The organism is Fervidobacterium sp., from assembly GCA_026419195.1.
GTDB lineage: Bacteria > Thermotogota > Thermotogae > Thermotogales > Fervidobacteriaceae > Fervidobacterium.
Genome location: JANZZV010000003.1, coordinates 209903 through 232900, shown reverse-complemented (window position 1 = coordinate 232900; position 22998 = coordinate 209903). Strand labels below are relative to the sequence as shown.

The window sequence follows — 22998 nt, the reverse complement described above, 5'->3', positions numbered from 1 at the left end:
GGAATACTTAAATAAGTGCCCGACGTTAAGAGGAGGGAAAATAAATGAGTTCTTCTTTCAAAAGAAAGATTGCAAGTGTAAAAGTACGAGTAGCGTCTTCTGAAGTTATAAGGAATTGGTCGAGTGGAGAAGTTAAGAAAGCGGAAACTATAAATTACCGTACCTTTAAACCTGAAAGGGAAGGACTTTTCTGTGAAAGGATATTTGGACCTGTAAAAGATTACGAATGTGCTTGTGGAAAATACAGTGGGAAAAAATACGAAGGTACGGTTTGTGAGAAATGTGGTGTAAGAGTAGAATCCAAAGATGCAAGGCGAAGACGATTTGGACATATAGAACTTGCAGCTCCTGTGACACATGTTTGGTATTTGAAAAATACTCCAAGTATAATTGCTACACTTCTTGACATGAGTGTTAAGGATATTGAGAACATAGTGTATTTTGGGAGTAGGCGAGTGAATGAGCGTGTTTTCATAGTTACGAATCCAAAAAATACCCCATTTATTAAAGGTTCAATACTTAACCAGACTGAATATGAAATTTACGCCAAAAAATGGGATTTTGAAGTATCTCCGGCGTACATTGTTAAAGAGCCGAGGGCCCCTTTAGTATCCGAGATAGATGGAGAAATACGTATAAAACATGAGAAAACTCACACAGATAGAGATTTGTATTGGATAACTGTACGTAACGTTTCAAAAGTAGAGTTAAGGGTATACACTGGTATGGTATTGAACTTTAAAGATGGAGATCAGGTTAGTCAAGGTGATGAAATTGTTTCGGAAAAGAGAGTGGATGCTATATTTGCTCCATTCGATGGAACAGTTGAAGTAGATGAACTTTCAGAGACTATAACGGTCAATCCACTTCCAACAAGTAAGAATACACCTATCACATTTTCTTTACCGTACGGTGTAAGAGCACTTGTAAAAAACGGTGAAAAAATAAAGAAAGGCCAACAGCTTACAACTGAAACAATTCTTTATAGTGTGATAGCACCTGTTTCAGGTACATTAAGATACAGCAAACAACTCAACTTAAGACCTTTAGAAAACGGACTTTACGAAGTACTAACTACAGGTAATGTATACATCGAAAATGTTCAGCAAGTGAAGCAGTACCCAGTTTTTGAAGGTGCATGGATTTATGTACAAGATGGAGAAGTGGTGAAAGAAGGGGATGTGCTCGCAGATAGATTTCTTTTTGAAGAAGAAAAGTTGACAGTTGAAGAGTACAAACTTTTCAGCCAATACTACCATGGAATGTTTATAGTTGAAGAGCAAATAGAAAATGATAAACCAATAATGGTCGTTACGGATGTAAATCCAGAAGTTACTGAGGAGACTGGAATAACCAAAGGGCAAATCATAACTCAGCAAGACTATGAAGCATATATAAGAATATACCCGGGTAAGATAGAAGCTGAAACCGGTGCAATGGCTATAAGGAAATTGCTCGAACAGATAGATTTGGAAGTACTTAGAGCAGAAATAGAAGCCGAATTGAAGAAAATACCAAAAAGCAGTGTTAAAGCTAAAAAGCTGTTAAAAAAGCTTAAGATAGTTAAAGATCTTATAGACAGTGAAACAAAACCTGAATGGATGGTTCTTGAGGCACTTCCTGTCGTTCCACCCGAAATAAGACCAATGATACAAATTGACGGTGGAAGGTTTGCAACAACTGACTTAAACGATCTGTACAGAAGAGTAATAATGAGAAACAACAGGCTCAAAAAACTTCTTGAAATGAATGCACCAGAAGTTATTGTAAGGAACGAGAAAAGAATGCTCCAGGAAGCTGTCGATAATCTCATATACAATGGAAAGATAGGAAAAGCTTACGTTGATAGGAACGGAAGACCGTTGAAATCGCTTACAGATCTTATCAGGGGTAAAAAAGGTAGATTCAGAAGGAATCTGCTTGGTAAACGTGTCGATTATTCAGGACGCGCAGTTATAGTTGTTGGTCCTCACTTGAAGATACACGAATGTGGTCTTCCAAAGAAAATGGCTCTCGAACTCTTTGAACCATTCGTTATTGCCGAACTTTCTAAGGAAGAAAACGTCGAAGCAACGCAAACAAAGGTTAAGAAATACAGAAAAGAACTCCAAAGGGAAGATCCAAAAGCTTGGGAAAAGCTTGAGAAGGTAATCCAAGGAAGAGTTGTATTATTAAATAGGGCACCAACACTCCATAGAATGTCTATCCAGGCGTTTGAACCGAAGCTGATAGAAGGAAACGCTATACAGTTACATCCATTGGTTTGTCCACCATTTAATGCAGATTTCGATGGTGACCAAATGGCTGTTCATTTGCCACTGTCACCAGCTGCACAAGCAGAAGCAAGACTGCTGATGCTTTCACGATATAACATAATCTCGCCAGCTCACGGCAAACCAATTTCAATGCCAGGAAAAGACATCGTTGCAGGAATTTACTATCTAACGATGGTGAATAAAAATTACGAGAATATTCAACCGGAAGACATAAGATGGAAATTTTCGAGTCCGGAGGAAGCTGAACTTGCTTATGAATTTGGTTATATAAAATTACACGAACCAATACTTGTTAATATAAAAGGGCAAGTGTTGAAAACAACATTTGGACGTGTTATATTCAATTCAATATTACCCGATGAACTCAGAGACTATACCAAAACATTTGGCAAAAATGGAATTAAAGATGTTGTTTACAAAACATTTAAGAACCATGGTATCGATAGGACAGCTGATCTGCTTGATAACATCAAAGATCTCGGATTTCATTATGCAACGATATCCGGACTTACGATAAGTCTCAAAGACTTTATGATTTCGCCGAAAAAGAATGAAATAATATCGGATGCACTTAAGAAAATTGATCATATTGAAAGGTTATACGATGAGGGTTTACTCAGTGATGATGAAAAATACAAAGAAACGATCAAAATATGGACGGAAGCCACGAACCTTGTTCAAGAAGAGACGTATAGGTATCTCGGAGAAAATCCGTTCAACCCAGTTTACATAATGGTTGATTCTGGAGCAAGAGGTAACAAAGACCAACTCAAGCAACTCTCGGGTATGAGGGGGCTCATGGCTGATCCTTCTGGTCGAACAATAGAAATACCTATTATTTCAAACTTCCGAGAAGGATTATCAGTGCTTGAATTTTTCATAAGTACTCACGGTGCGAGAAAAGGTTCAGCCGATACGGCCCTTAGAACAAGTTCAGCAGGATATCTTACAAGAAGACTTGTTGATGTTGTGCAAAGTGTAATCATTACAGAGCCTGATTGTGGTACCCACGAAGGGGTTCGTGCAACGTTACTCAGAAGTTCTGATAACTTTGTCGTTGAGAAGATAGAAGATTTTATATTTGGAAGGGTACTTGCAAAAGACGTTTACGAACCGGGTACAGGTAATGTGTTAATGAACCCAGAGAACGGAAAACTTTATACAAGAGATGTACTTATACTTGATGAAGATGCAAGATTTCTTTCAAAGTACAAAAAGAGGGTAAATGTTGTAGAAGAAGGTGTACTTGAGCTTGTCAGTGGTAATATTCCTGATGTATACGCTGAACTTGCTGAAGATGTTGATATTCGTGTGGAAGTTTTGCCAGCTGAGACAGAGATAGATTGGGAGGTTATTAGAAAATTAAGAGAAGCAAATGTAAAGAGTGTTAAGATAAAATTATACCCCATCGTTGGAAATGTCATAGCCGAAGAAGTGATATGGGACAAAAATAAGAAAGTGCAAATCGCTGTTGAAGAAGAGCAAGTCGATATTACATTGGCAAAGTTACTTGAGGAAAACAATATTGAGAGCGTATATGTTAGACCGGAAATATATGTTAGATCTGTGTTAACGTGTGAATCAGAAGTAGGAGTTTGTGCTAAATGTTACGGTCTTGATCTTTCCAATCACAAGATAGTTAACGTTGGTGAATCAGTAGGTATAATAGCTGCGCAATCTATTGGTGAACCAGGTACACAACTTACCATGCGTACATTCCATACTGGAGGTATTGCAACAACAGCAGATATTACCCAAGGTTTACCAAGAGTTGAGGAATTATTTGAAGCAAGGAAAAAAACGAAGGATCCAGAAGGAGTGTTTTCAAAAGTTAAGGGGACTGTAATAGACATTTCTCAAGATGAGCCAAAGAAGATATACATACAAGACGAACTCGGAAATGTCCACGAATATGAGGTTCCGTCAAGGGTAAGGGTAAACGTAATTGTTGGACAGAAAGTATTACCTGGTCAATCACTTACCAGCGGCTCTCTAAAAGTCAGAAAAATACTTGAAGAACTGGGACCCGAAGAGACAGCTACTTACCTACTGAAAGAAATAAAGAGGGTTTATGTACAACAAGGTGTCGATATTCACGATAAACACTTTGAACTCATAATTAGACAGATGCTTAACAAAGCTGAAGTAATCGATTCTGGTGATACAGACTTCTTACCGGGTGATCTTGTACCAATTAGTGTTCTCAACAAAATTAACAAGGAAATTATGGAAGGTAATGCTAAAATAGAACTGAACAGAAAAAGAGTAATAGGAAGAACCCTTGCAAAGCATATTTTAATCAAGGATGAAAGCGGAGAAATTGTGAAACTGGCTTCAGAAGGTGAGGAAATTACCGAACAACTACTTGAAAAGCTTGTAGAAAATGGTATTAAAGAAGTAGTAACTCTCAATCATGACAAAGAAAGGGAGATTTACCAAATAATGCCAAAAGAAACAGTAAAATACAAAAGAAGACTATTGAGAATTACACAGGCATCCTTAGAATACGAAGGCTGGCTTAGTGCTGCAAGTTTCCAACAAACACAACAAGTACTTACAGATGCAGCTATAAAAGGTGCGATAGATTATCTCAAAGGTTTGAAAGAAAACGTCATTGTAGGGCAGCTGATTCCCGCAGGTACAGGTTACGAGATATTCTCTGCTGTGCAGTACGAAGAAACTCCAAGGTTGGCAAAAGAGGAAAAAGAAAAACTTGCTTAATATTTGTAAGTTCAACAAAACCTACCTCCGCTTAAAAGCGGAGGTAGGTTTTTTCAAAAATCTTCATTTCGATTTTATCGACTTTGATAAAGTATAGACTTGCTCAAGTCTTTCTGCTATTTCTCCGGTGATACGAGCGATTTTTTCTATTTCCAGTTCAACTTCTTTTAATGTATTTGAGGCGTGGTCGAATTTTGAACCTATTTTAATGAACAATTCTTCTGTTTCCTTAGCAAACGGTTCTATTTTCTTTACTTCCTGGACGGTAGATTCAGCCAGCTTTCTCACCTCATCTGCAACGACGGCAAAACCTCTGCCAAATTCACCAGCCCGTGCAGCCTCTATTGAAGCATTAAGTGCAAGTAGATTTGTTTGAGACGAAATTTCACTAATTGCTTTGGCTATACCCCAGAGTTGATTAACTGTTTGAAGCGATTCTTTAAGCTCCATCCTTGAATTTTCAAAACTTTTCAGCTGGTTTGCAAAAGACTGAACGAGCTTTGACAAAAACCCTACTATTTCTTTATTACTTTTGTCAAGCTCTTCTAAGTTTTCATTTACCTTTGTCGAAACTTCTGAGTAAGTTGCGAATACTTCTTCAAGTGTTGCTTGTTGTTGTTGAAGTTCTTCTATTAGTTCCTCGTTCTTACGTGTTTGCTCTTGAAGTCTACGGTTTTCTTCTTCAACAAGCTTTTTTTCATAAAGTTTGCAATTTTCAGCTTTGTTTAGTTGGTTAAATATTACTATAGCAAATTTTTCGCATGTTTCATAGCCACAAGAACCACAGTTTAGGATATCTCTCTCGTCCTCTTTTTTCAACATTTTGTAAACTTGCTCAATATCATGCTTTGAAGGCAATCTTACTATTGATTTGAAATTGTCGTTTAAATTACGATACGTTCGTTTGTACAGCCCTGGTTTCCAATATCTATCTATTGTTCTTCTAAGCTTTTTTATATTAACTTTCTTTTTACCAAAAATACTGCGTTTCTTCCACAAATTTTGCATTCTGTTACTTCTCTCTTCTACTCGCTTTTCGACAACGTCCATATTTTCTTTCTTGGCAATTGTTGCTGTTCCACCGTTGCAACCCATTTCACAGTTTAAACAATCTAGAATTAGAGGGGCTGTAGCGTTTTCAACAGCGTCTATGTATTTTGAAAGATATCTGTAAATTATCGTTGGACCTTCTATTTTTCTAATCTTACCTTCAAGTTCCGGTGCATCTCTTAACGCAGTTTTCATAAGTCCACCAGGTGTTGAGAATTCAACAGCCCTTTCCGCTGGAGGGTTTTCAAACTCAACTTCAGGATAAGAATCAAGATTGATCTTGTTTTCTTTAATGTATTTGTATAATGATATAAATGTTACATTGTAATCCCCTAAGTTAGTTTCGAAAAATTCACGTTTCTTTGCCACACAAGGTGATATTATCGCTATTTTGTGATTTCTATAGTTTGGATAAAACTCTTTTATCATCTTTATCGTGTGAAGCATAGGACTGTCAGCTGGAGCTAAGTACTCTACTAATTCTGGATGATATATTTGGACAAAATCAACTATAGCAGGACAAGGTTGCGCTATAACTGTTTTGGGATTATTTTTTTTAATGTATTCCACGTATGATTTTACTGTTAATTCCGCTCCAAAACTAACGTCGAAAAAAGCTTTAACCCCTAAAGATCTAAGTCATCCATTGAGTTTCAGATAATTAACAAAATTTGCCGCAACCCCAGGTGCTACAATTGCTACGATTTGTTCTCCACGTTTTAAATCACTTAAAAATTTTTCAAAATCATCGATAGGAATCCTTGCATCATGTGTACATGCATTCAAACACTCACCACAACCAATACATAGCTCGGGAATAATCTTTACATGATCTCCAGAAGCATCGTTGCAGTACTTTACTGGACATACTCTAACACAAGACTGACAGTTTACACATTTTTCTGGAGCAACATCAACCAACTTTGGAAGCTGATAACAGCCATGAGTCACCCCCCAGAAGGTAAGTATTAAAGATTCTTTTGAAAGCAGTATTCAAAATATTGATATATATTAATTATATCACAAACTTTATGTTATACAAAGGTATATGCATAAATTTTTTCATCCCATTTTGTACAAACTTCCTTCTACTTTGTATTTCCCTCTAAATTGCGGTTCTTTCAACATCAGTGGACTGTCAAGATCATGGAAATCAAATACACCAGTTCCGAGTGCAAAATGTACGCTTTGGTTTACACCGAGGCTTGATTCTGCCATACAACCGATCATTAACCTTAAATTTGCCGCCTTAACTATTTCAACAATTGCAAGCGCATCGCTTATACCAGATTTCATAAGTTTTATATTGACATAATCCACAGCTTCTTCTTTTATAAGTCTCATTACATCGTATTTTGTGCGAGCACTTTCATCAGCAGCAACAGGGAATGGTGAGTTCCACCTTACGTACTTTAATCCCTCAATATCCGTCATAGCCACAGGTTGTTCGAATACGGATATATCAATACCTTCCCTGTAAATTTCTGTCACAAACTTCACAGCTTGTTTCGGTGTGTAACCAGTATTTGCATCAACTATGTATTTACAACCTTTACTAATGTTATGTATCGCAATAACAGATTGTATATCTTCTTCTAAATTCTCTCCTACTTTTATCTTTATTACTTTATATCCCTGCTCAACAATTTGTTTTGCATCTTGTAACCTTTCTTCTATAGAACCTATGCTAATTGTGTAGTCTGTTTCCAGTTCTCTTTTTGCGCCGCCAAGGATCTGATACACCGGTACACCTATCTCTTCACTGAAAGCATCGAGAACAGCATATTGGACAGCTGCTTTAATACTTGTTGCAAATTTTAAAGAGTCTGTTATATCAAATATCTTTCGATATTCTCTGACGTCCATACCTACTACCATTTCACGGACAACGTCTTCAAGAGCCATCAAAGCTTGTACCTTTTCACCATTCACTCTAAAAGAAGGAGAAGCTTCACCGTAACCAACAACACCATTTTCGAGTTCAAGTATAACTTCGATATTTTGGGTGTCGTATGATATATTGTTTGTTATGTGAAACGGCTTTACGTATTCAAATGTGTTGAGTTTGAATTTCACGGATTTGATCTTTGCCATGCTATCACCTCTAATTTTATTCAATTTTTTCGAATTTTAGAACATTTATCGTACTTTCAGTGTCAAGTACATATCCATCTTCCTGTTTTGTTATTATTTCCATTTCACCTAATTGGTTATCGTATGGATCTTGTCTCCAAGACACGTTTTTTGGAATAAAGTCATCCTGAAAATCTGTATTAGCAAACATTCTAAAGCCGTCGAGGTTAGTAAAGTAAAATAGTCTTAAGTTTTCATTATCTCTCCTGCCACCACCAAACGAGAGATCAACAGGTACCCATCCATACTTCTCTAAGTGCACAAGAGCCCAATCATGTGGAGAAGCACTGATAGGAGTGACACTCCAACCAGATTGCCATTTTGCCGGTATTCCTACCATTCTGCATAGAGTTATAAACAGAAGGGCTTGAAAACCACAATCTCCCTTGAAGACAGTAGCCACATATTCAGGTATGTTATCATACATAATATATGGTAAAACATAAGAATAATTCACGTTTAGTGTTACAAAATCATATATTCGTCTTGCTTTTGCTGTATCATCCATGTTTTTTAAATCCTCTCCATGGAATATAATATCTAACAAGTTGTACAGATATGGGGTGAATCTTATGTGTGGAGGTTTCTCAGATAAGTCTTGACTAGACGGCAAATCTGTGCAAAGTCTCTTAGTACCTATCCATTCGTAAATTTTGTAAGAAAACTCCACGTAGAATTCCTCAGTATCTTTTCCTTCCATATAAATTGTTTTCTGTCCGACATCGTTTGGTGAAATGAAAAATTCATGACTTGCTGATATAAGTTTTACATCGTGTTGTTGAAATCCTTCTTTTGGGAAAGGCAACCACACGCGAACCTTTTCACTGATCGGTTCTTTTCTTTTTATGGAAATCTTAGCTTGCACTTCATATTTTGTTGCTTTTCCACTTCTAATTATTTTTGAAATCGAGTTGTCTACTATTCTTTTGCGCTTCTTTGTTTGTCTAACGTTTTTTGTCATTTTCCGTCTATCTCTAAATTCATGGTGGTTAAAAAACAGGTTACTGTCAAAACGATTTTCGTAAAATTTAACACCGTCTACGTACATCCAGTCTAAAACGTTTTCGTAGGTTAATCTTTCAAACTCTTTTTTTGTTAAACCGCGCAGATTTTTCTTAAGTATTTCATATGCTTCCTTTTCAGTTAAACTGTAAACTTTTCGCAAGGTTTTTATTCTAAAAAGCTCAAAATGCAATTTTTTACTTAGACCGGGGGGTATTTTATATTCGAGTCTTTCTTTTATTTTGTTTTCCGCCTTTTTTAAATTTCCCCGTAAAATTTCAATTTTGATGTCTTCCGGTGTTGGATTTTCCAAAAAATCCATAATTTAATCACCTCTTAAGGAATTATGGAATAACTTACAAAACGCGGCTCCCTTAAAAAGAGCCGCTTTTGTTTGGTCAAAAGCTTTAAAGCTTATATCTTTTCACTTATTGCCTTTGCTTGAAGGAACAATCCAAGGTAATCTCTTCCTCCAGCTTTGCTATCAGTACCTGACATGTTAAATCCACCGAATGGATGCACTCCAACTAATGCACCCGTTGATTTTCTGTTGAAGTAAAGATTACCAACATGAAATTCTTCCTTTGCTCTTTCGATTCTTTTTCTGTCTTTACTGTACAATGATCCTGTTAAGCCGTACTCAGTTGCATTTGCTATTGTCATGGCGTCTTCAAAGTCTTCTGCTTTTATTATGGCAAGCACAGGTCCAAATATTTCTTCTTGAGCAATTCTTGCATTCCATGGAACATCTTTGAAAATAGTCGGTTCTATGAAGTAACCACCGAGTTCTTCTTTTCCATTTCCACCCCAAATGAGTTGGCCTTCTTTTCTCCCTATATCTATATAAGCTAAAATCTTTTCCATCGAACTCTTATTTATCACAGGTCCGAGCCAATTCTCTTTGTACCTTACGTCTCCCATTTTTATCTTAGCCATGCGTTCCAAAATTTTTTCTATGACCAAATCATATACTTCCTTTACTATCACTGCTCTGCTACCTGCACTGCACTTCTGACCTTGATATCCAAACGCGCTTACGACTATTCCTTCTGCCGCAGCATCAAGGTCTGCTGTCTCATCAACAACGACTGCATCCTTACCTCCCATTTCTAATACAGTTCTTTTTATCCAAATCTGTCCAGGCTGTGCTTTTGCAGCAAGCTCATTTATTCTTAGTCCCACATCTTTAGAACCTGTGAAGCTAATGAATCTTGTTTTTGGATGTTTAACGAGAAATTCACCTGCAAGTGCGCCACTTCCAGGTAAAAAGTTAACGACTCCATCTGGTAAACCTACTTCCTGTAAGACTTCGAAAAATTTTGCCGCAATAACTGGACTATCACTTGCTGGTTTTAGTACCACCGTATTTCCTGTAACTATGGCTGCACTTGTCATTCCAACCAATATTGCGAGTGGAAAGTTCCAAGGTGGGATAATTATACCAGCGCCAAGCGGAATATATCTGAGTTCATTCTTCTCATCGGGAATTCTAACTAACGGTTGTTCAGATGCGTAGCGTAACATTTCTCTCGCGTAGAATTCAAGAAAATCAATTGCCTCCGAAACATCTGCATCAGCTTCTAACCAATTCTTTCCTACTTCATATACAAGCCAAGCATCAAATTCAAACTTTCTTTCTCTTATTTTCTTGGCTGCTTTTAATAAATACTCAGCTCGCACATGTGCAGGTGTTTTACTCCAAAATTTAAAGGCTTCCCATGCGCTCTCAAGCGCTTTTTCAGCGAGTTCTTCGTTGGCACTGTTAACATATCCAACGATTTCGTCAAACTTGCTCGGATTTATAGATTTGATCTTTCTTTCGGTTTTGTAAGGTTTACCTGCTATAAAAATGTCGTACTCTCTACCAAATTCGGTTGAGACTTTTTGCAATGCTTCTTTCATCTTTTCTTCATTGTCAGGTCTTGAAAAGTCGGTGACCGATTCATTGGTAAAAGGTGGTATAACTGTCCAGTCAGTTACTTCGTAAGACATGTACGCTATCCCCCCCTGGTTTCGTAGTTTTTTCAATCGATCGAAAGATTTAGCTGATGTTTCAGTAAAAAATAAAGCCTAAGTGATCAGCTTACACTTAAATTATAACACTTGGGTTTCTTGAAGCAAAGCTTAGGAAATAGGGATTTAAACTATATTGAGCATTGATTTTATCTGAAAACGTTTAGAACAAAAGAAGCTTTGCTTTTTTGAGCTAAATTTCGGATATTCTTAGATAACATTAAATAACAATTAATGTGTTATAATATAAATGTAGAAAAGTTCCGGGAGGTAATCAAAAATGAAAGCGACAATACAAGATAGGGTAAATACTCTTGAAGAGGCAATAAAAAGGGTGTTATATATCCAACAACAAACACAAATTGAGATACAAGAACTTAAACAAGAGATGGAAGAATTCAAAAATGAAATGAGAGCATTTAAAGATGAAATGAAATTGTTCAAAGACGAGATGGTAGAGTACAAAAATTGGGGTAAAGGGATGATAAAAAGTCTTGAAAAAACAATTCAAGAGATGAAGAAGAAGTGGGGAGAGTTATCAAACAGGCTTGGTACACTTGTCGAAGATATATTTGCTCCGTCTATAAGTATGTGTATTCAAAAGCATTTTGGTATAAGACCAGATGTTGTTGATAAGAACAAAGAAGTGGAGAAAGAAGGAGACAATCTTGAGATAGACATTCTTGCGTTAAATAGGGAGAAGAAAAAAGCGTTTGTTGTAGAGGTGAAAGCCAAACCAGATAAGAAAGAATACATTGAGGATTTTGAAGAGAAGATAAGTAAACTTAATTACTTTTTACCAGAGCTGACAGGTTATGAGATAATACCAATATATGCAGCGGTAGACATGAAAAAAAAGACAATAGAACTTTTGACAAAGAAAAGGATATATGGATTAGTAGTGAAAGGTGATATATTAGAAATAGTGAATTTTAAAGAACTGCAGTGATTCAAAAAACCGAAAAGCTCCGAAAGGAGCTTTTCGGTTTATTTATTTTGCTGGGTATTTTCTTTTTCTTTCAGCTTTTTAACAATAAACGATGCAACATGTATACCTTTTGTACCTCTTCCGAATCCTGCGTCGACTCCATTCTCCACTGCCATATCATTGTTTATTTGTGTTCCTCCAACGATGATAAGTACTCTATCCCTTATACCTTTTTCAATTGCAAGTTCGTTAAGTCTTCTCATGTTCTTTATGTGCACATCGTTGTGTGTAATTATCATAGATGCAAGTATTGCATCAGCTCCTGTTTCTATAGCTGCATCTATAAGTTTCTCAGGTGGTACACTTGTGCCAAGGTATGTGTACTTAATACCATACTTCTCAATTCCACCATGTTTTATGTCAAGTATTTCCCTCAATCCAACCGAATGTTCGTCTTCTCCAACAGTGGCTGCAACAACTTTTATAGGTCTTTTTTCAACAAAGCTGAATAGTTCTTCTTCAGCTAATACTTCTGGTTTTTTGGGTAGTTGAAGTTCGTCAATTTTTATTTCAAATGGTACTTTTGCCTTTATTTCAACGTACGTTCCTTCGGCTGGATGAAGTACTGTCTTTGCAATTATTGTTGGTTCTTCCAAGCCGAGTTTTTCACAGACTGCAAGTGCGGCAGCTTCTGCATATTCTTCTGGTAAAGAGAATGTCATATCTATTTGAATCCAGCCATCTGAGAACCATTCTACTTCAGGTTTTACAACCTTTCTGTTTTTCATATCCTTAATTCGCTCGAGCCTTAGGTTAACATTATCAGTTTCGTCAAGCTCGTCAATGAATTGTATCTTTTCCGGATTATGAAATGTGCAACCGCCAATGAGATCACAAGGTTTTTCTATTTCAGTTGGTAAATTGTTATATCCAAAATGCTCACAAACAGGTGCCATGTAATCTGGGTCCCGCGGTACTACCGTGCCAGCCGCAAGTTCACCGTCTTTCTTTCTGGCTATTCCGTCACCAAATCTTTCAGGATAATATCCATTGTCAACGAACATACCAGCCTCAAGTGCTTCAAAGTATCCACCCATGTTTATTATTTCTTCAAGCATAAGGATGGCTCTCATTTTAAGTTCTCTTACCTTTTCTCTTATTGCTTCTTGATCTATCTTAACGTATTTTTTTATGCCATCAAGTGCCAATAGTGTATGTTTGGCCGTTTCAACTCCTCTTATAGAGTTTATATGCCAAGGTACATTTCTACCTTCATCTGGTGTTATTGTTGATTGTAAATCGGCGCTTGTAAGTCTTGAAAGCATAGCGTTAATAACGTGTACACGCGTTGCATCAAAAAGATCGGATTCAATATATCGCGTGTTCATTTGGGCTCTGAATTTATAACCTTCGAATAATTCTCTAAGTGCAACAGCATATGGCAAATCAATTCTCATTTCTGGTAGTGGAGCTATAACTGGTGGAACTGTGGAAAGCGCGATATTTTCTTTTGGCATACCTACTTTAACAGAGTACATACAATTTATACCGTGTTGAACAAGCAGCTCTGGCATGACTGTCCAAGCAAGTTTTGCTGAGGCATTTGCGTTGTGCGCACCATCTATTTGTAGCATACCAGCCCATGCCATTATTTTCTTTGCGACCGCAGCATCTACAAATGACCGAACAGGGTTAACTCCCCTGTAAAGAACGTTATATTGAGGATCCTGATGTGCTCCGTTAACTCCTTCTTCTGCGAACAGGACAGCTATCTCCGGACCTGCGACACCAGAAACGTAACTATGGAAATTTATTGGTCGACCAACTTCGTCTTCTATTAAATCTAATGCTTTACGCGTTGCCCTAACTTGTTTTCTTGTAATTGGTATACCGCCAACACCCTCCGGAGTTCCTTCTATCAAGCCGTCGAAATGTGACTGACCAAGTGTACGTATGACCATTATGTGATCTGCACCATGCCATGCTGCCATCCGCATACGTCTAACATCATCTTCAAATCTTCCAGATGCTATTTCTGACGTGATAACGACGTCAGGTTGAGGATCGATATTATTAAAATAGTGTGCAGCTGGCAATGGTATACTTTTTTTCAAAGGTTCACTTATCTGGTAATATTCGTATTTATCAATTTTGGTGCCTTCAGGTAGCTTCTTTCTCCAAGTCCAACCTCTACGCCTTGGTCTGTATTTATCCAAATCTTTTAATATTTCTTCTATATCTATCGGTTGCATTGGATCAAGTTTATCCATCATCTACTCACCCCTTTAAAAATCCTATCAACTTCGTCCCAGTATTCACCATCAATCATCCTTCTGCCTGCTTCAATATAATCAATACTATGTTCTTTTGCAATTCGCCATACAATGTGACCAGCGCCTTTTCCGAGTAAACCCCTTTCAAAAATCATGTCAACAAGTTTTTTTGCTTCAAGACTATTGAATCCCATTCTCAGCAAGACGGATCGTTCGATAGATGGTGTTGTGTGTGTGCGTGCTAACTCTACAAGCGGATCGACAACTTTTTCCACAAGGTGCCAAAAGTATGCATTTAATTCTTCATCGCTCATTTTTTGAAGATGCTTTGACCTTTCCAAAAAATCATCTGGTCTCGGCTTCACAAATATACCTCCTTTGGTGTTTTAGTATGAATTTGCAAAATTTGAAAAAGCATTTAATCATTGCTGGAGACTAACTGTCTTTATCCATTCGTTAATTTCTTCTTCTGTGGCCCTTAGATCTTCTTTAAGAAATTCTATCTCCTCTTTTGTAAAATTATTCCTTGCTTCACGTTTTATAAGTTCTTTTATATAACTTTTCTTCATTTCTTCGATAGGATACTCAATGTATCTGATCTGTGATGGATGCTCAGGTATAACTATTACCTGTCCAGGTTTATCTTCTTTGATAGGATCTCCTCTTTTTATAATCATTCCCATTCTTTTCGCAAAAGTAAGCTGTGCAGACGGTAATTTACCAGCGCCTGTGTATTCAGTTTCGTTTACCACTATGGTTTGGTCTTCATCCATCTCAAGTGCAAGAGCGATGGCAGCAGTGAGCGAAGTATTTCCAGCAGGTCCACGTTGTAACCCTTCAAGTTGTGCAAGCATCTCCGTTACATAAAATACTTCTCCCTGAGTTACAAGAACATATTTATCCATATATCTGAGAGGTCTTGCCGCATTCTTGGGAACATCAGATCTGTCTGGAAATACGGCAAATGGTATACCAAATCCTGTATGGCCAGTGGTGAAGTATTTTTTGTTGAAATCGCTGTCACTTGCCATATGTAATCCTCTTAAATCAACGCTTGCACCTATTATCTTTGTCAGAGTTGCGCCAGCCTTTTTAAGTCCGCGTGCAGTCCCAGTGATGAGGCCACCACCAGCGTGTGTTACAACAACAGCATCTGGAAATCTACCGGTAAGTTCTTTCATCTGTTCAGCTATTTCATAACCAAGTGTTTCTATACCGGCAATTGCATAGGGAGAATAAAGTGATGCGTTGAAGTAACCGGTTTCTTCCAACAGCAAAAGAGTGTAATAAAAAAGCTCAGGTCCTACTGTCAATTGAACGACTTCAGCCCCGTAAGCTTCACAGGCCCTTCCTTTCTCTAATATTTCAGGTTGACCCCTCCATTGGCTATCGTAACATTCTTGAACTATAATGCATTTTAATCCCCTTTTCGCCGCTTGCGAAGCAACTGCTGCTCCATAATTACCGCTTGTTGCTGCGATTACACCCTTATATCCAAGCTTTTGAGCGTGATAAACACTGATCGCAGCCCGTCTATCTTTAAAACTTCCAGAAGGATTTACTGCTTCATCTTTGAGAAATATTCTTGCACCTTTTCCTGCAGGAGCTAGCTTTTTTATGAGCTTATTTATATTCTTGAGTTCAACAAGAGGTGTGTTACCAACACATGTCTCTGCTTGAATCTTTTTTACTTCCTCGATAGAATAACCAACTTCTCTCATCATTTTCTCATAATCAAATGCAAATCCTTTTATTATAAATTTCTCGTAGTCTATACCGACGGCTTTTCTCATTATTTCAGCACGACGTGCCATAACAGCGGTGTACGAATTGTCCTTAGTCATTTATCCTCACCACCTGTTAAAAAATCACGTAATTCCATACCAATAGTTATCAATTCTGGTACTGGTTCACCAAAATCGTGTTCGTATTTTGGATTTATTGCGACCAATTTTCCTGTGATTAGTCGTTTTGTCATGGTTTGAATGGTAACCATTTGACCAATTGCAGCACTTTCGTCCATAAGAAATCCCTTTACGCGCATCATTAACGGTACCTTTTTTGTATCCTCTGGTACCTGTGGGGCACGTTCTTGAGGAGTAAGTATCATGATCTCAATCTGTACCCAGTCACCTTTTCTTGCTTCCATGAAACACACCTCCAGCCCCCGGAATCCGGAATTAATGTCCGAAATCCGGCACGAAAAGATTAAATATTAAGAAGCAATTATTTTCTAACCATTTCATCTTATCTGACAGAGAATCGACCTTGGAACTGGTAAGTCAGCCATACATTTCAAACCAGGTTGAGCATCTATTACAATGGGGATCATATTTGTAGCTATTGCAATAGTTGCTTTTCCACCAGGAATTTCTGGCTTTATAGCAAGGTTTATGTTTATATCACCGTGGATTTCTATATAGTCTCCAGTTTCCACACCTTCAAGATGTGGGTGAATTTGCTGTGGGTGGTAGAGTTCTATAACGCATTCATCACCAATGTATGCTTTAGCAGAATGATTACAACCTGCAACCATTCCGGGTTGGACCTTTACAACCGGAGTTTCTCTATAAACATTTGATATAATAGGTTTCCTTTCCTCCTCTATTCTTGTTATCTTCCAACCAAGTGCTCTTGAAATCATCGATATACTTTGTGGAAAACCAATATGTCCGACTATAGTTCCTTTTTTCAAGCCATCTTCGAATTGTTCTAAAGTTGTTCCAACACCTTGTGTTTCCATAACTGTCTTGCCAAATGGTGAAAGGTCGTTTATTCTCTTCGCTACTATCTTGTTAATTCTTGTACATACACCTGTCAACGCTATTATGAGGGTGTCCAATACAAATCCGGGATTAACTCCTGTACCAAGGATCGTAACGCCGTATCTTTTTGCTAAGCTATCCATATACAATGATTCTTCTGGATGTGAATCAAAAGGAAAAGCCATTTCTTCAGCAATAGTGATTACATTTGCGTGGTTTTTCACAGCGTATTCTACCTGTGGTAACACATCTTTGACGAAAGAACTTGTTGCTATAACAACAAGATCGGGATTCGATTCTTCAATAACATCTATTGAATCTCTAACTCTTACACCGTAACTTCCAGTTCCCAATAAATCTCCTACGTCTTTACCAATAAACTCTGGATTTTTGTCAATTACCCCAACAAGCTTCATAAATTTGCTATCTACAATATTCTTTGCAATGCCCCTGCCCATTGCTCCAAATCCCCAAGTTACTATACGCATATTTGAAACCTCCTTTTTTTTTCCAAATTTTAGAAGTATACAAAGGTATACAACGAGATTGCTAATCGTGTTCAAAAAAATCTGCTTGTTAATATTTTACAGAATTTTACATCCATTTTTCAAATTTCCAAGTTAACAGAGTTCAAATGCTATTAATAAATGTTATCTTGTACTTATCTTATGCTCGCTTTCTCGTTTGTTTGCTTAAGTATGCTCACTTTGATAAACCATTAAAATTTCAGTCCAAGAAAAAATATAGATAGGATATTCCTTTGTAAATAAATTAAGTAAATTTCTAAATGCTTCATTAAACCATGGATTCAGAATATGATTAATATGGATGTAACAAACATTTTTCACGAATGGACCATTGAAAGTAACTTGTCTAATGGTATAATAAGCACGAAGTGTTTGACACTAAGGTGATGAAAACTCAATATTTCTATAGGGAGGTTGGAGTTATGGCATCCAAAAAAGGTCTTACAGTAACACTCATAGTTATTGCTATCATCGTTGTGGCTATCATCTGGGCAGTTGCGGCTAACAGAGGAAAAGCTAGTGCTACGACAGAAGAAGCAACAAGTACAGCAGTTGAAGAAGCAACACCAGTAGAAACAACAACAGAAGAAGTTACAACGCAAGAAACGACAACAGAAGAAACCACTCCAGCAACAACAGAACAAGCAACACCTGTGGAAACAACAATGGAAGGGACACCAACTCAAGAAGCAACTCCAAACCAGTAATCTTTAAAAGGGTAGGTAAATATAAATGGGCATCGTCTACGATGCCCGTTTTTTATTTATTCATCGAACCTTGAGTATATGTAATTAACGTTTCTTAAGTAAAAATCAGGCTTGAAAAGCTCGTTAATTTTGTTACCTAAGTATTTTATTATAAGTTCATCACTTTCCAAAGATTTTTTAAAACTTTCACCACTTTCCCAACACTTTAACGCATGTTTTTGAACAATGTTGTAAGCTTGTTCGCGACTCATCCCGGCATCAATTAAGGCTAATAAAACTCTTTGTGAATATACTAAACCTTTTGTCAAGTTCATATTTTCAATCACTTTTTCTTCAAATATCCTAAGGTTTCTAATTAGGTATTCTGTTTTTTCTATCATATAGTAAATAGTCATTGTAGCATCTGGAAGGATATATCTTTCCGTGCAAGAATGCGATATGTCTCTCTCATGCCAAAGTGCCATATTCTCAAAACCTACTTGAGCGTAACTTCTCATTAGCCTTGCCATTCCTGATAGCCTTTCACAAAGTATTGGATTTTTCTTATGAGGCATTGCTGATGAACCTCTCTGACCTTCTTTAAATGGTTCCATCGCTTCCAACACTTCTGTTTTTTGAAGATGTCTTATTTCTATTGCTATACGTTCTATTAAACCCGCTACAAGTGCAAATGTTGAAAGCATATGGGCTATATAGTCTCTTGAAATAACTTGAGTAGCCACGGGTGTTGGTTTTAACCCTAGTTTTTTCAGAGCTATTTCTTCAATCTCCGGATCTATATTTGCATAATTTCCAACCGCACCACTTAGTTTACCAACAGCTATTTCTTTGCGCACAGCTTTTATTCTATCAATATCTCTTAGAAGTTCTGCATACCATGACAAGAATTTTAAACCAAATGAAGTGGGTTCGGCGTGAACTCCGTGAGTTCTGCCTATTGTTGGTAACTCTTTGTATTTTAAGGCATTTTCGTATAAAGTGTCTTTTAGTCTTTCGGCAGCATTGGTTATAATGTCTAAGCATCTGGTAAGTGCAAGAGAGTTTGCTGTATCAACTACATCAGAAGAAGTTAAACCATAATGAAAAAATCTTGCTTCATCTTTCATATTTTTGGTTACAGATTTTATAAAAGCAATTACGTCGTGGTCAACGGATTTCTCTATTTCAAGTATATCATCAACATCTATAACTGCCTTTTCCTTAATACTTTGTGTGGTTCCACGGGGAGCAATTCCTTTTTCTTCGTATGCTTCAACAACAGCCAATTCAACCTCGAGCCATCTTTCATATTGAGCTTTCAGTGTCCAAATGCTTTTCAAAGGTTCTAACGCGTATCTTTCTACCACAGTCTCATCCCCCACTTCAAGTGTTAGTCATTTTCAGTTACGTGCTCAACAATTAAATTGTATCCACCGTTTTTCTTACCGCGGAGTGCTACTAATTTGGCAGGTTTATTAATATTTCCGTGAAAGAATACCATTTTTTGAGTGATTAACCTTTGTTGTGAAAGCTTTTCTAAAAGGTAAACAAGTATCTTTGGTGACGATACAAACACGAAAGTCCCTTTGTTTCTTAGCAAATAAAATGCAGCTCTTACAAAATGATCGATTGTTCCAAAATCCGCACTTCTAGATATTTTTCTTATCTCATCAGAACTATGTTTACCTATATGAAAAGGAAGATTTGAAACAACCATATCGTAACTTTCACTCTTAAAATACTTTCTCACTTCTTTTATATCGAGATTGTAGAAATTTACTTTTTCTTGAAGTTTGTTGAGTTCAATACCTTTGACAGCAAGTTCAAAAAGTTTACTTTGTAATTCAATTCCATCAACAGTAAGATTATACAATTTAGCAATGGAAAACGCAACTATTCCAGTACCACTGCCAAGCTCGATTACTCTTTTTACATCTGCTGTAGGTTTTGAACACCAGACTAAAAAAGCCGACGCATGCGTCGGCTTATGTGATTTTATGTCAACGGTTAGTATATCTTTTATTATACTGCTTGAAAAATTGTTTGGATTTTTTCTCATTCACTATCCTCCTACAAAATCAACTAAGGATTTTTGAATGGCCATTGCTGCGGATTTAAGTGCTGCTTGAAGGACTGATTGCTGCATTGATAAATCAGTTAAGATTTTTGTCAGGTCAGCATCTTGTTCTTTTGAGAGATATTCGGTGTTAAAGAGTTTTAAGTCATCTATTCTTGATGACACCATCTCTGCCATTCTTGAAGTTGAGCCAACGCTTGCGAAGTGTTCCATTACAGATTTTTCAAGTACACCAATCTCTTTGAGTGATATCTCAGAAAGTTTTTGCTCATTACCTTCATTTAAGGCTTGAATTGCATCATCGATAGTCGAAAAAACGGTCTTTCCATTACTCAATGTGAATACGTCGTACACTGTTACACCGTAAGTTATGCTGTATCCAAGTACATTTGCCCTTCTTCTAACATTTGCCTCGATGGGTGTTGATATATTTCCATTTTCATCTACGGGTCTTAATTCTGATCTTGCGCCACCAAAGATAAATTCATCTCCTACCCTCGTGTTTGCCACTTCTATTAGGTGTTCTTTCAAAGCTTTCAACTCAGCAGCGATAGCGTTTCTCTCATCTGCTGTATTTGTTCCATTTGCACCTCTTACCATTAGTTCGCGTACTCTGTGGTAAAGCTCAGATAATTCCTGCAAAGTTGTGTCGTAAGATTGAACAAAATTGTTTATATGATCAACGTTCCTTTTAAATTGTTCAAGTTCCCTCAAACGGCTTGATATGTTCGAAGCACGCGTTGCGATAACTGCATCATCGCTTGGATATTGAACTTCCTTACCTGACGATAGCTTATCGTGCATACGAGCAATTCTGTATAAACTTTGTTGTATATTAAACAAAGACCGTTCATTTATCATGTTATTTGTTATACGCATAATCATCCCTCCATTGTTGTTCCTACTATCTTCCGACTAATCCGAGTCTGTCTATAACTCTTGATATCATATCATCTACTGCTGTCATGACACGAGCAGCTGCATTGAATGCTTGTTGGTATTTAATCATATTTGCCATTTCTTCATCGAGTGATACCCCTTTGACTCGTTCTCTTTCACCATCTATTTCTTTTTTCATTAGATCTGTATTACTCTTTATTTTCATTGCTGTCTCACTCTCGACACCAAGCTCTGCAACGATGCTACCGAGATATTCGTTAAAAGATTCCAAACCATCGTTGAGTAATTTCTTATTTCTTAGTGCTGAAAGTAGTTCAACAATTTTTGTATTTGCACGTCCTGATGGTTTGAATACTTTTGCATCCCAGTTTGGATTTTCTTCCGTATAACCAATATCTACAGCTAAGGTCTCCGGGTTACTTTTAATTGTTGAGTTTACTGCCAATTTTTCTACAAATCTGTAAGGATCTTTTGGAAGTTGTCGGTCGATAAACAATGCGTCTGCTTTTATATACCTAATTCTTTGATCTTCTGGTTTTTCAAACGGATTGATAAAAACAAAACCTTCATCCCAGTCGTTTGCAGAAATTCCGTCCGGATCAATAAAGCCAAGTGCTGTCCACAATGCCTCTGGGCCTTGTACAACTTTTTTTAACTCAAATCCCAAGGATCTTGAACCCCTCAACACGAACTTACTGTGTGGTGTAACTTCTGCTATTATTCCAGTATTCGTTTCGTTTATTTTATCAGCAAGGTCTCTGATAGTCATCTTTGTTGGATCTATGCGAATCTCCGTTGCGCCTATTCTTATAGAAAACGCTTGTGCACGGTTTAGAATATTCTCAAGTGTCTCTTTCCCCGTGTCCAATGCTTTGTAAGTTTCTATGTGTAAGTTTGCTTGTGTAAATAACCCACCAGAGTCGCTAATTTTCAGCCTCTTTATGTCAAATTCATTTGCTTTGGTTGGTATTATTAGCAACTTATCATCGTGTACATACGCTACTATGTGTGAACCAAAGTGAGTGTTAAGTTGATTTGCTAAATCCTCCAAGGTTGTTGTGTTTGTTATGATTATATTCTCTTCAGTACCATTAATCGCTATTTTGTACTGACCTGGTTTTATTTTAAAATCTCTTCTATCCATCGCAAATACGTCAACATTTTTTGTTGCAAAACCCATTGTATTGAACATATTTCCATTAAAATCCAATGCTAATGTATTTCTAAGATTTTGAGACGATTCAAAATACAGTCTGTAACCACCATCACCATGTGCACTTACCTTTAAATCAAACCATCTGTCTGTGATATTGTTTAGCGTATTTTGGAAGTCTTCTACATCATCGTAAGGATTAACACGTGCTGAGAAAATCTTGTTGATTCCATTGAAAAATACTATAGCACCCTTCTCGATAAAGGGTTTTGTAGTAATATCTGAAATATTAAACCTATCACTCATACCAGATATAAAGTTAATAGGTCCGTTTTCTACTCGTTTTGCACCCGCAAGCCTGTAAAGAACAGAATCCTTTATCCTTTCAGCTTCTATGTCGTTGAAAAATTTCAGACCTGTGACACTACCATCGCCGTTAAAGCCGTCTTGGTGTATTAGGTTGAATTCGTCTGTGAGAGAAAGTGCAAATTCAT

17 protein-coding genes and 1 pseudogene are annotated in these 22998 nt (G+C 37.1%); 3 read left to right on the top strand and 15 right to left on the bottom strand.

The window, feature by feature from the left end; genetic code table 11:
- Positions 1 to 44: 44 nt before the first annotated feature.
- Entirely contained in the window at positions 45 to 4997 is a 4953-nt protein-coding gene (locus tag N2Z58_03025) for a DNA-directed RNA polymerase subunit beta' (GenBank protein ID MCX7653636.1), read from the top strand.
- 63 nt (positions 4998 to 5060) lie between these two features.
- Here N2Z58_03025 and N2Z58_03020 read toward each other — a convergent pair whose 3' ends face one another.
- The 6 genes and pseudogenes from N2Z58_03020 to pruA form a co-directional block, all read right to left on the bottom strand.
- A complete protein-coding gene (locus tag N2Z58_03020) occupies positions 5061 to 5447 on the bottom strand; it encodes a methyl-accepting chemotaxis protein (protein ID MCX7653635.1) in 387 nt (128 codons plus the stop codon).
- A gap of 267 nt (positions 5448 to 5714) precedes the next feature.
- Positions 5715 to 6671: pseudogene (locus N2Z58_03015) on the bottom strand (hypothetical protein).
- A gap of 15 nt (positions 6672 to 6686) precedes the next feature.
- Positions 6687 to 6998 (bottom strand): 4Fe-4S binding protein, encoded by a 312-nt coding sequence (locus tag N2Z58_03010; GenBank protein ID MCX7653634.1) that lies wholly within the window; start codon positions 6996 to 6998, stop codon positions 6687 to 6689.
- A 111-nt stretch (positions 6999 to 7109) separates the two neighbouring features.
- Positions 7110 to 8141: an L-Ala-D/L-Glu epimerase gene (locus N2Z58_03005; protein ID MCX7653633.1), complete on the bottom strand. Its 1032-nt coding sequence runs from the start codon at positions 8139 to 8141 to the stop codon at positions 7110 to 7112.
- Between the two features lie 16 nt (positions 8142 to 8157).
- The gene (locus tag N2Z58_03000; GenBank protein ID MCX7653632.1) at positions 8158 to 9504 is read right to left on the bottom strand and encodes a transglutaminase domain-containing protein; all 1347 of its coding nucleotides are present in this window, start codon (positions 9502 to 9504) and stop codon (positions 8158 to 8160) included.
- Positions 9505 to 9596: 92 nt separating this feature from the next.
- Positions 9597 to 11174: an L-glutamate gamma-semialdehyde dehydrogenase gene (gene pruA, locus N2Z58_02995; protein ID MCX7653631.1), complete on the bottom strand. Its 1578-nt coding sequence runs from the start codon at positions 11172 to 11174 to the stop codon at positions 9597 to 9599.
- Positions 11175 to 11475: 301 nt separating this feature from the next.
- On the opposite strand from pruA, the gene N2Z58_02990 reads away from it, so the two are divergent.
- Positions 11476 to 12144 (top strand): hypothetical protein, encoded by a 669-nt coding sequence (locus tag N2Z58_02990; protein MCX7653630.1) that lies wholly within the window; start codon positions 11476 to 11478, stop codon positions 12142 to 12144.
- A 38-nt stretch (positions 12145 to 12182) separates the two neighbouring features.
- On the opposite strand, the gene oraE is transcribed toward N2Z58_02990, so the two are convergent.
- From oraE to ord, 5 genes are all read right to left on the bottom strand, one after another.
- Positions 12183 to 14396 (bottom strand): D-ornithine 4,5-aminomutase subunit OraE, encoded by a 2214-nt coding sequence (gene oraE, locus N2Z58_02985; protein MCX7653629.1) that lies wholly within the window; start codon positions 14394 to 14396, stop codon positions 12183 to 12185.
- Complete coding sequence (locus tag N2Z58_02980) at positions 14393 to 14761, bottom strand: ornithine aminomutase subunit alpha (protein ID MCX7653628.1); 369 nt, start codon at positions 14759 to 14761, stop codon at positions 14393 to 14395. Before N2Z58_02980 ends, oraE begins: the two co-directional genes overlap by 4 nt.
- 57 nt (positions 14762 to 14818) lie before the next feature.
- On the bottom strand, positions 14819 to 16240 hold the full coding sequence (gene ortB, locus N2Z58_02975) for a 2-amino-4-oxopentanoate thiolase subunit OrtB (protein MCX7653627.1): 1422 nt from the start codon (positions 16238 to 16240) through the stop codon (positions 14819 to 14821).
- Positions 16237 to 16545 (bottom strand): 2-amino-4-oxopentanoate thiolase subunit OrtA, encoded by a 309-nt coding sequence (ortA, locus tag N2Z58_02970; GenBank protein ID MCX7653626.1) that lies wholly within the window; start codon positions 16543 to 16545, stop codon positions 16237 to 16239. Before ortA ends, ortB begins: the two co-directional genes overlap by 4 nt.
- A 93-nt stretch (positions 16546 to 16638) precedes the next feature.
- Complete coding sequence (gene ord / locus N2Z58_02965) at positions 16639 to 17649, bottom strand: 2,4-diaminopentanoate dehydrogenase (GenBank protein MCX7653625.1); 1011 nt, start codon at positions 17647 to 17649, stop codon at positions 16639 to 16641.
- Positions 17650 to 18110: 461 nt separating this feature from the next.
- Between ord and N2Z58_02960 the strand changes: the two genes are divergently transcribed.
- On the top strand, positions 18111 to 18395 hold the full coding sequence (locus N2Z58_02960) for a hypothetical protein (GenBank protein ID MCX7653624.1): 285 nt from the start codon (positions 18111 to 18113) through the stop codon (positions 18393 to 18395).
- 56 nt (positions 18396 to 18451) lie between these two features.
- Here the strand turns inward: N2Z58_02960 and purB are convergent, their stop codons facing one another.
- The 4 genes from purB to N2Z58_02940 form a co-directional block, all read right to left on the bottom strand.
- Positions 18452 to 19741 (bottom strand): adenylosuccinate lyase, encoded by a 1290-nt coding sequence (purB, locus tag N2Z58_02955; GenBank protein MCX7653623.1) that lies wholly within the window; start codon positions 19739 to 19741, stop codon positions 18452 to 18454.
- A gap of 23 nt (positions 19742 to 19764) precedes the next feature.
- Positions 19765 to 20433: a methyltransferase gene (locus tag N2Z58_02950; GenBank protein ID MCX7653622.1), complete on the bottom strand. Its 669-nt coding sequence runs from the start codon at positions 20431 to 20433 to the stop codon at positions 19765 to 19767.
- Between the two features lie 3 nt (positions 20434 to 20436).
- Positions 20437 to 21330: a flagellar hook-associated protein FlgL gene (flgL, locus tag N2Z58_02945; protein ID MCX7653621.1), complete on the bottom strand. Its 894-nt coding sequence runs from the start codon at positions 21328 to 21330 to the stop codon at positions 20437 to 20439.
- A gap of 25 nt (positions 21331 to 21355) precedes the next feature.
- The coding region (locus tag N2Z58_02940) for a flagellar hook-associated protein FlgK (protein MCX7653620.1) at positions 21356 to 22998 on the bottom strand (1643 nt) is incomplete at its 5' end.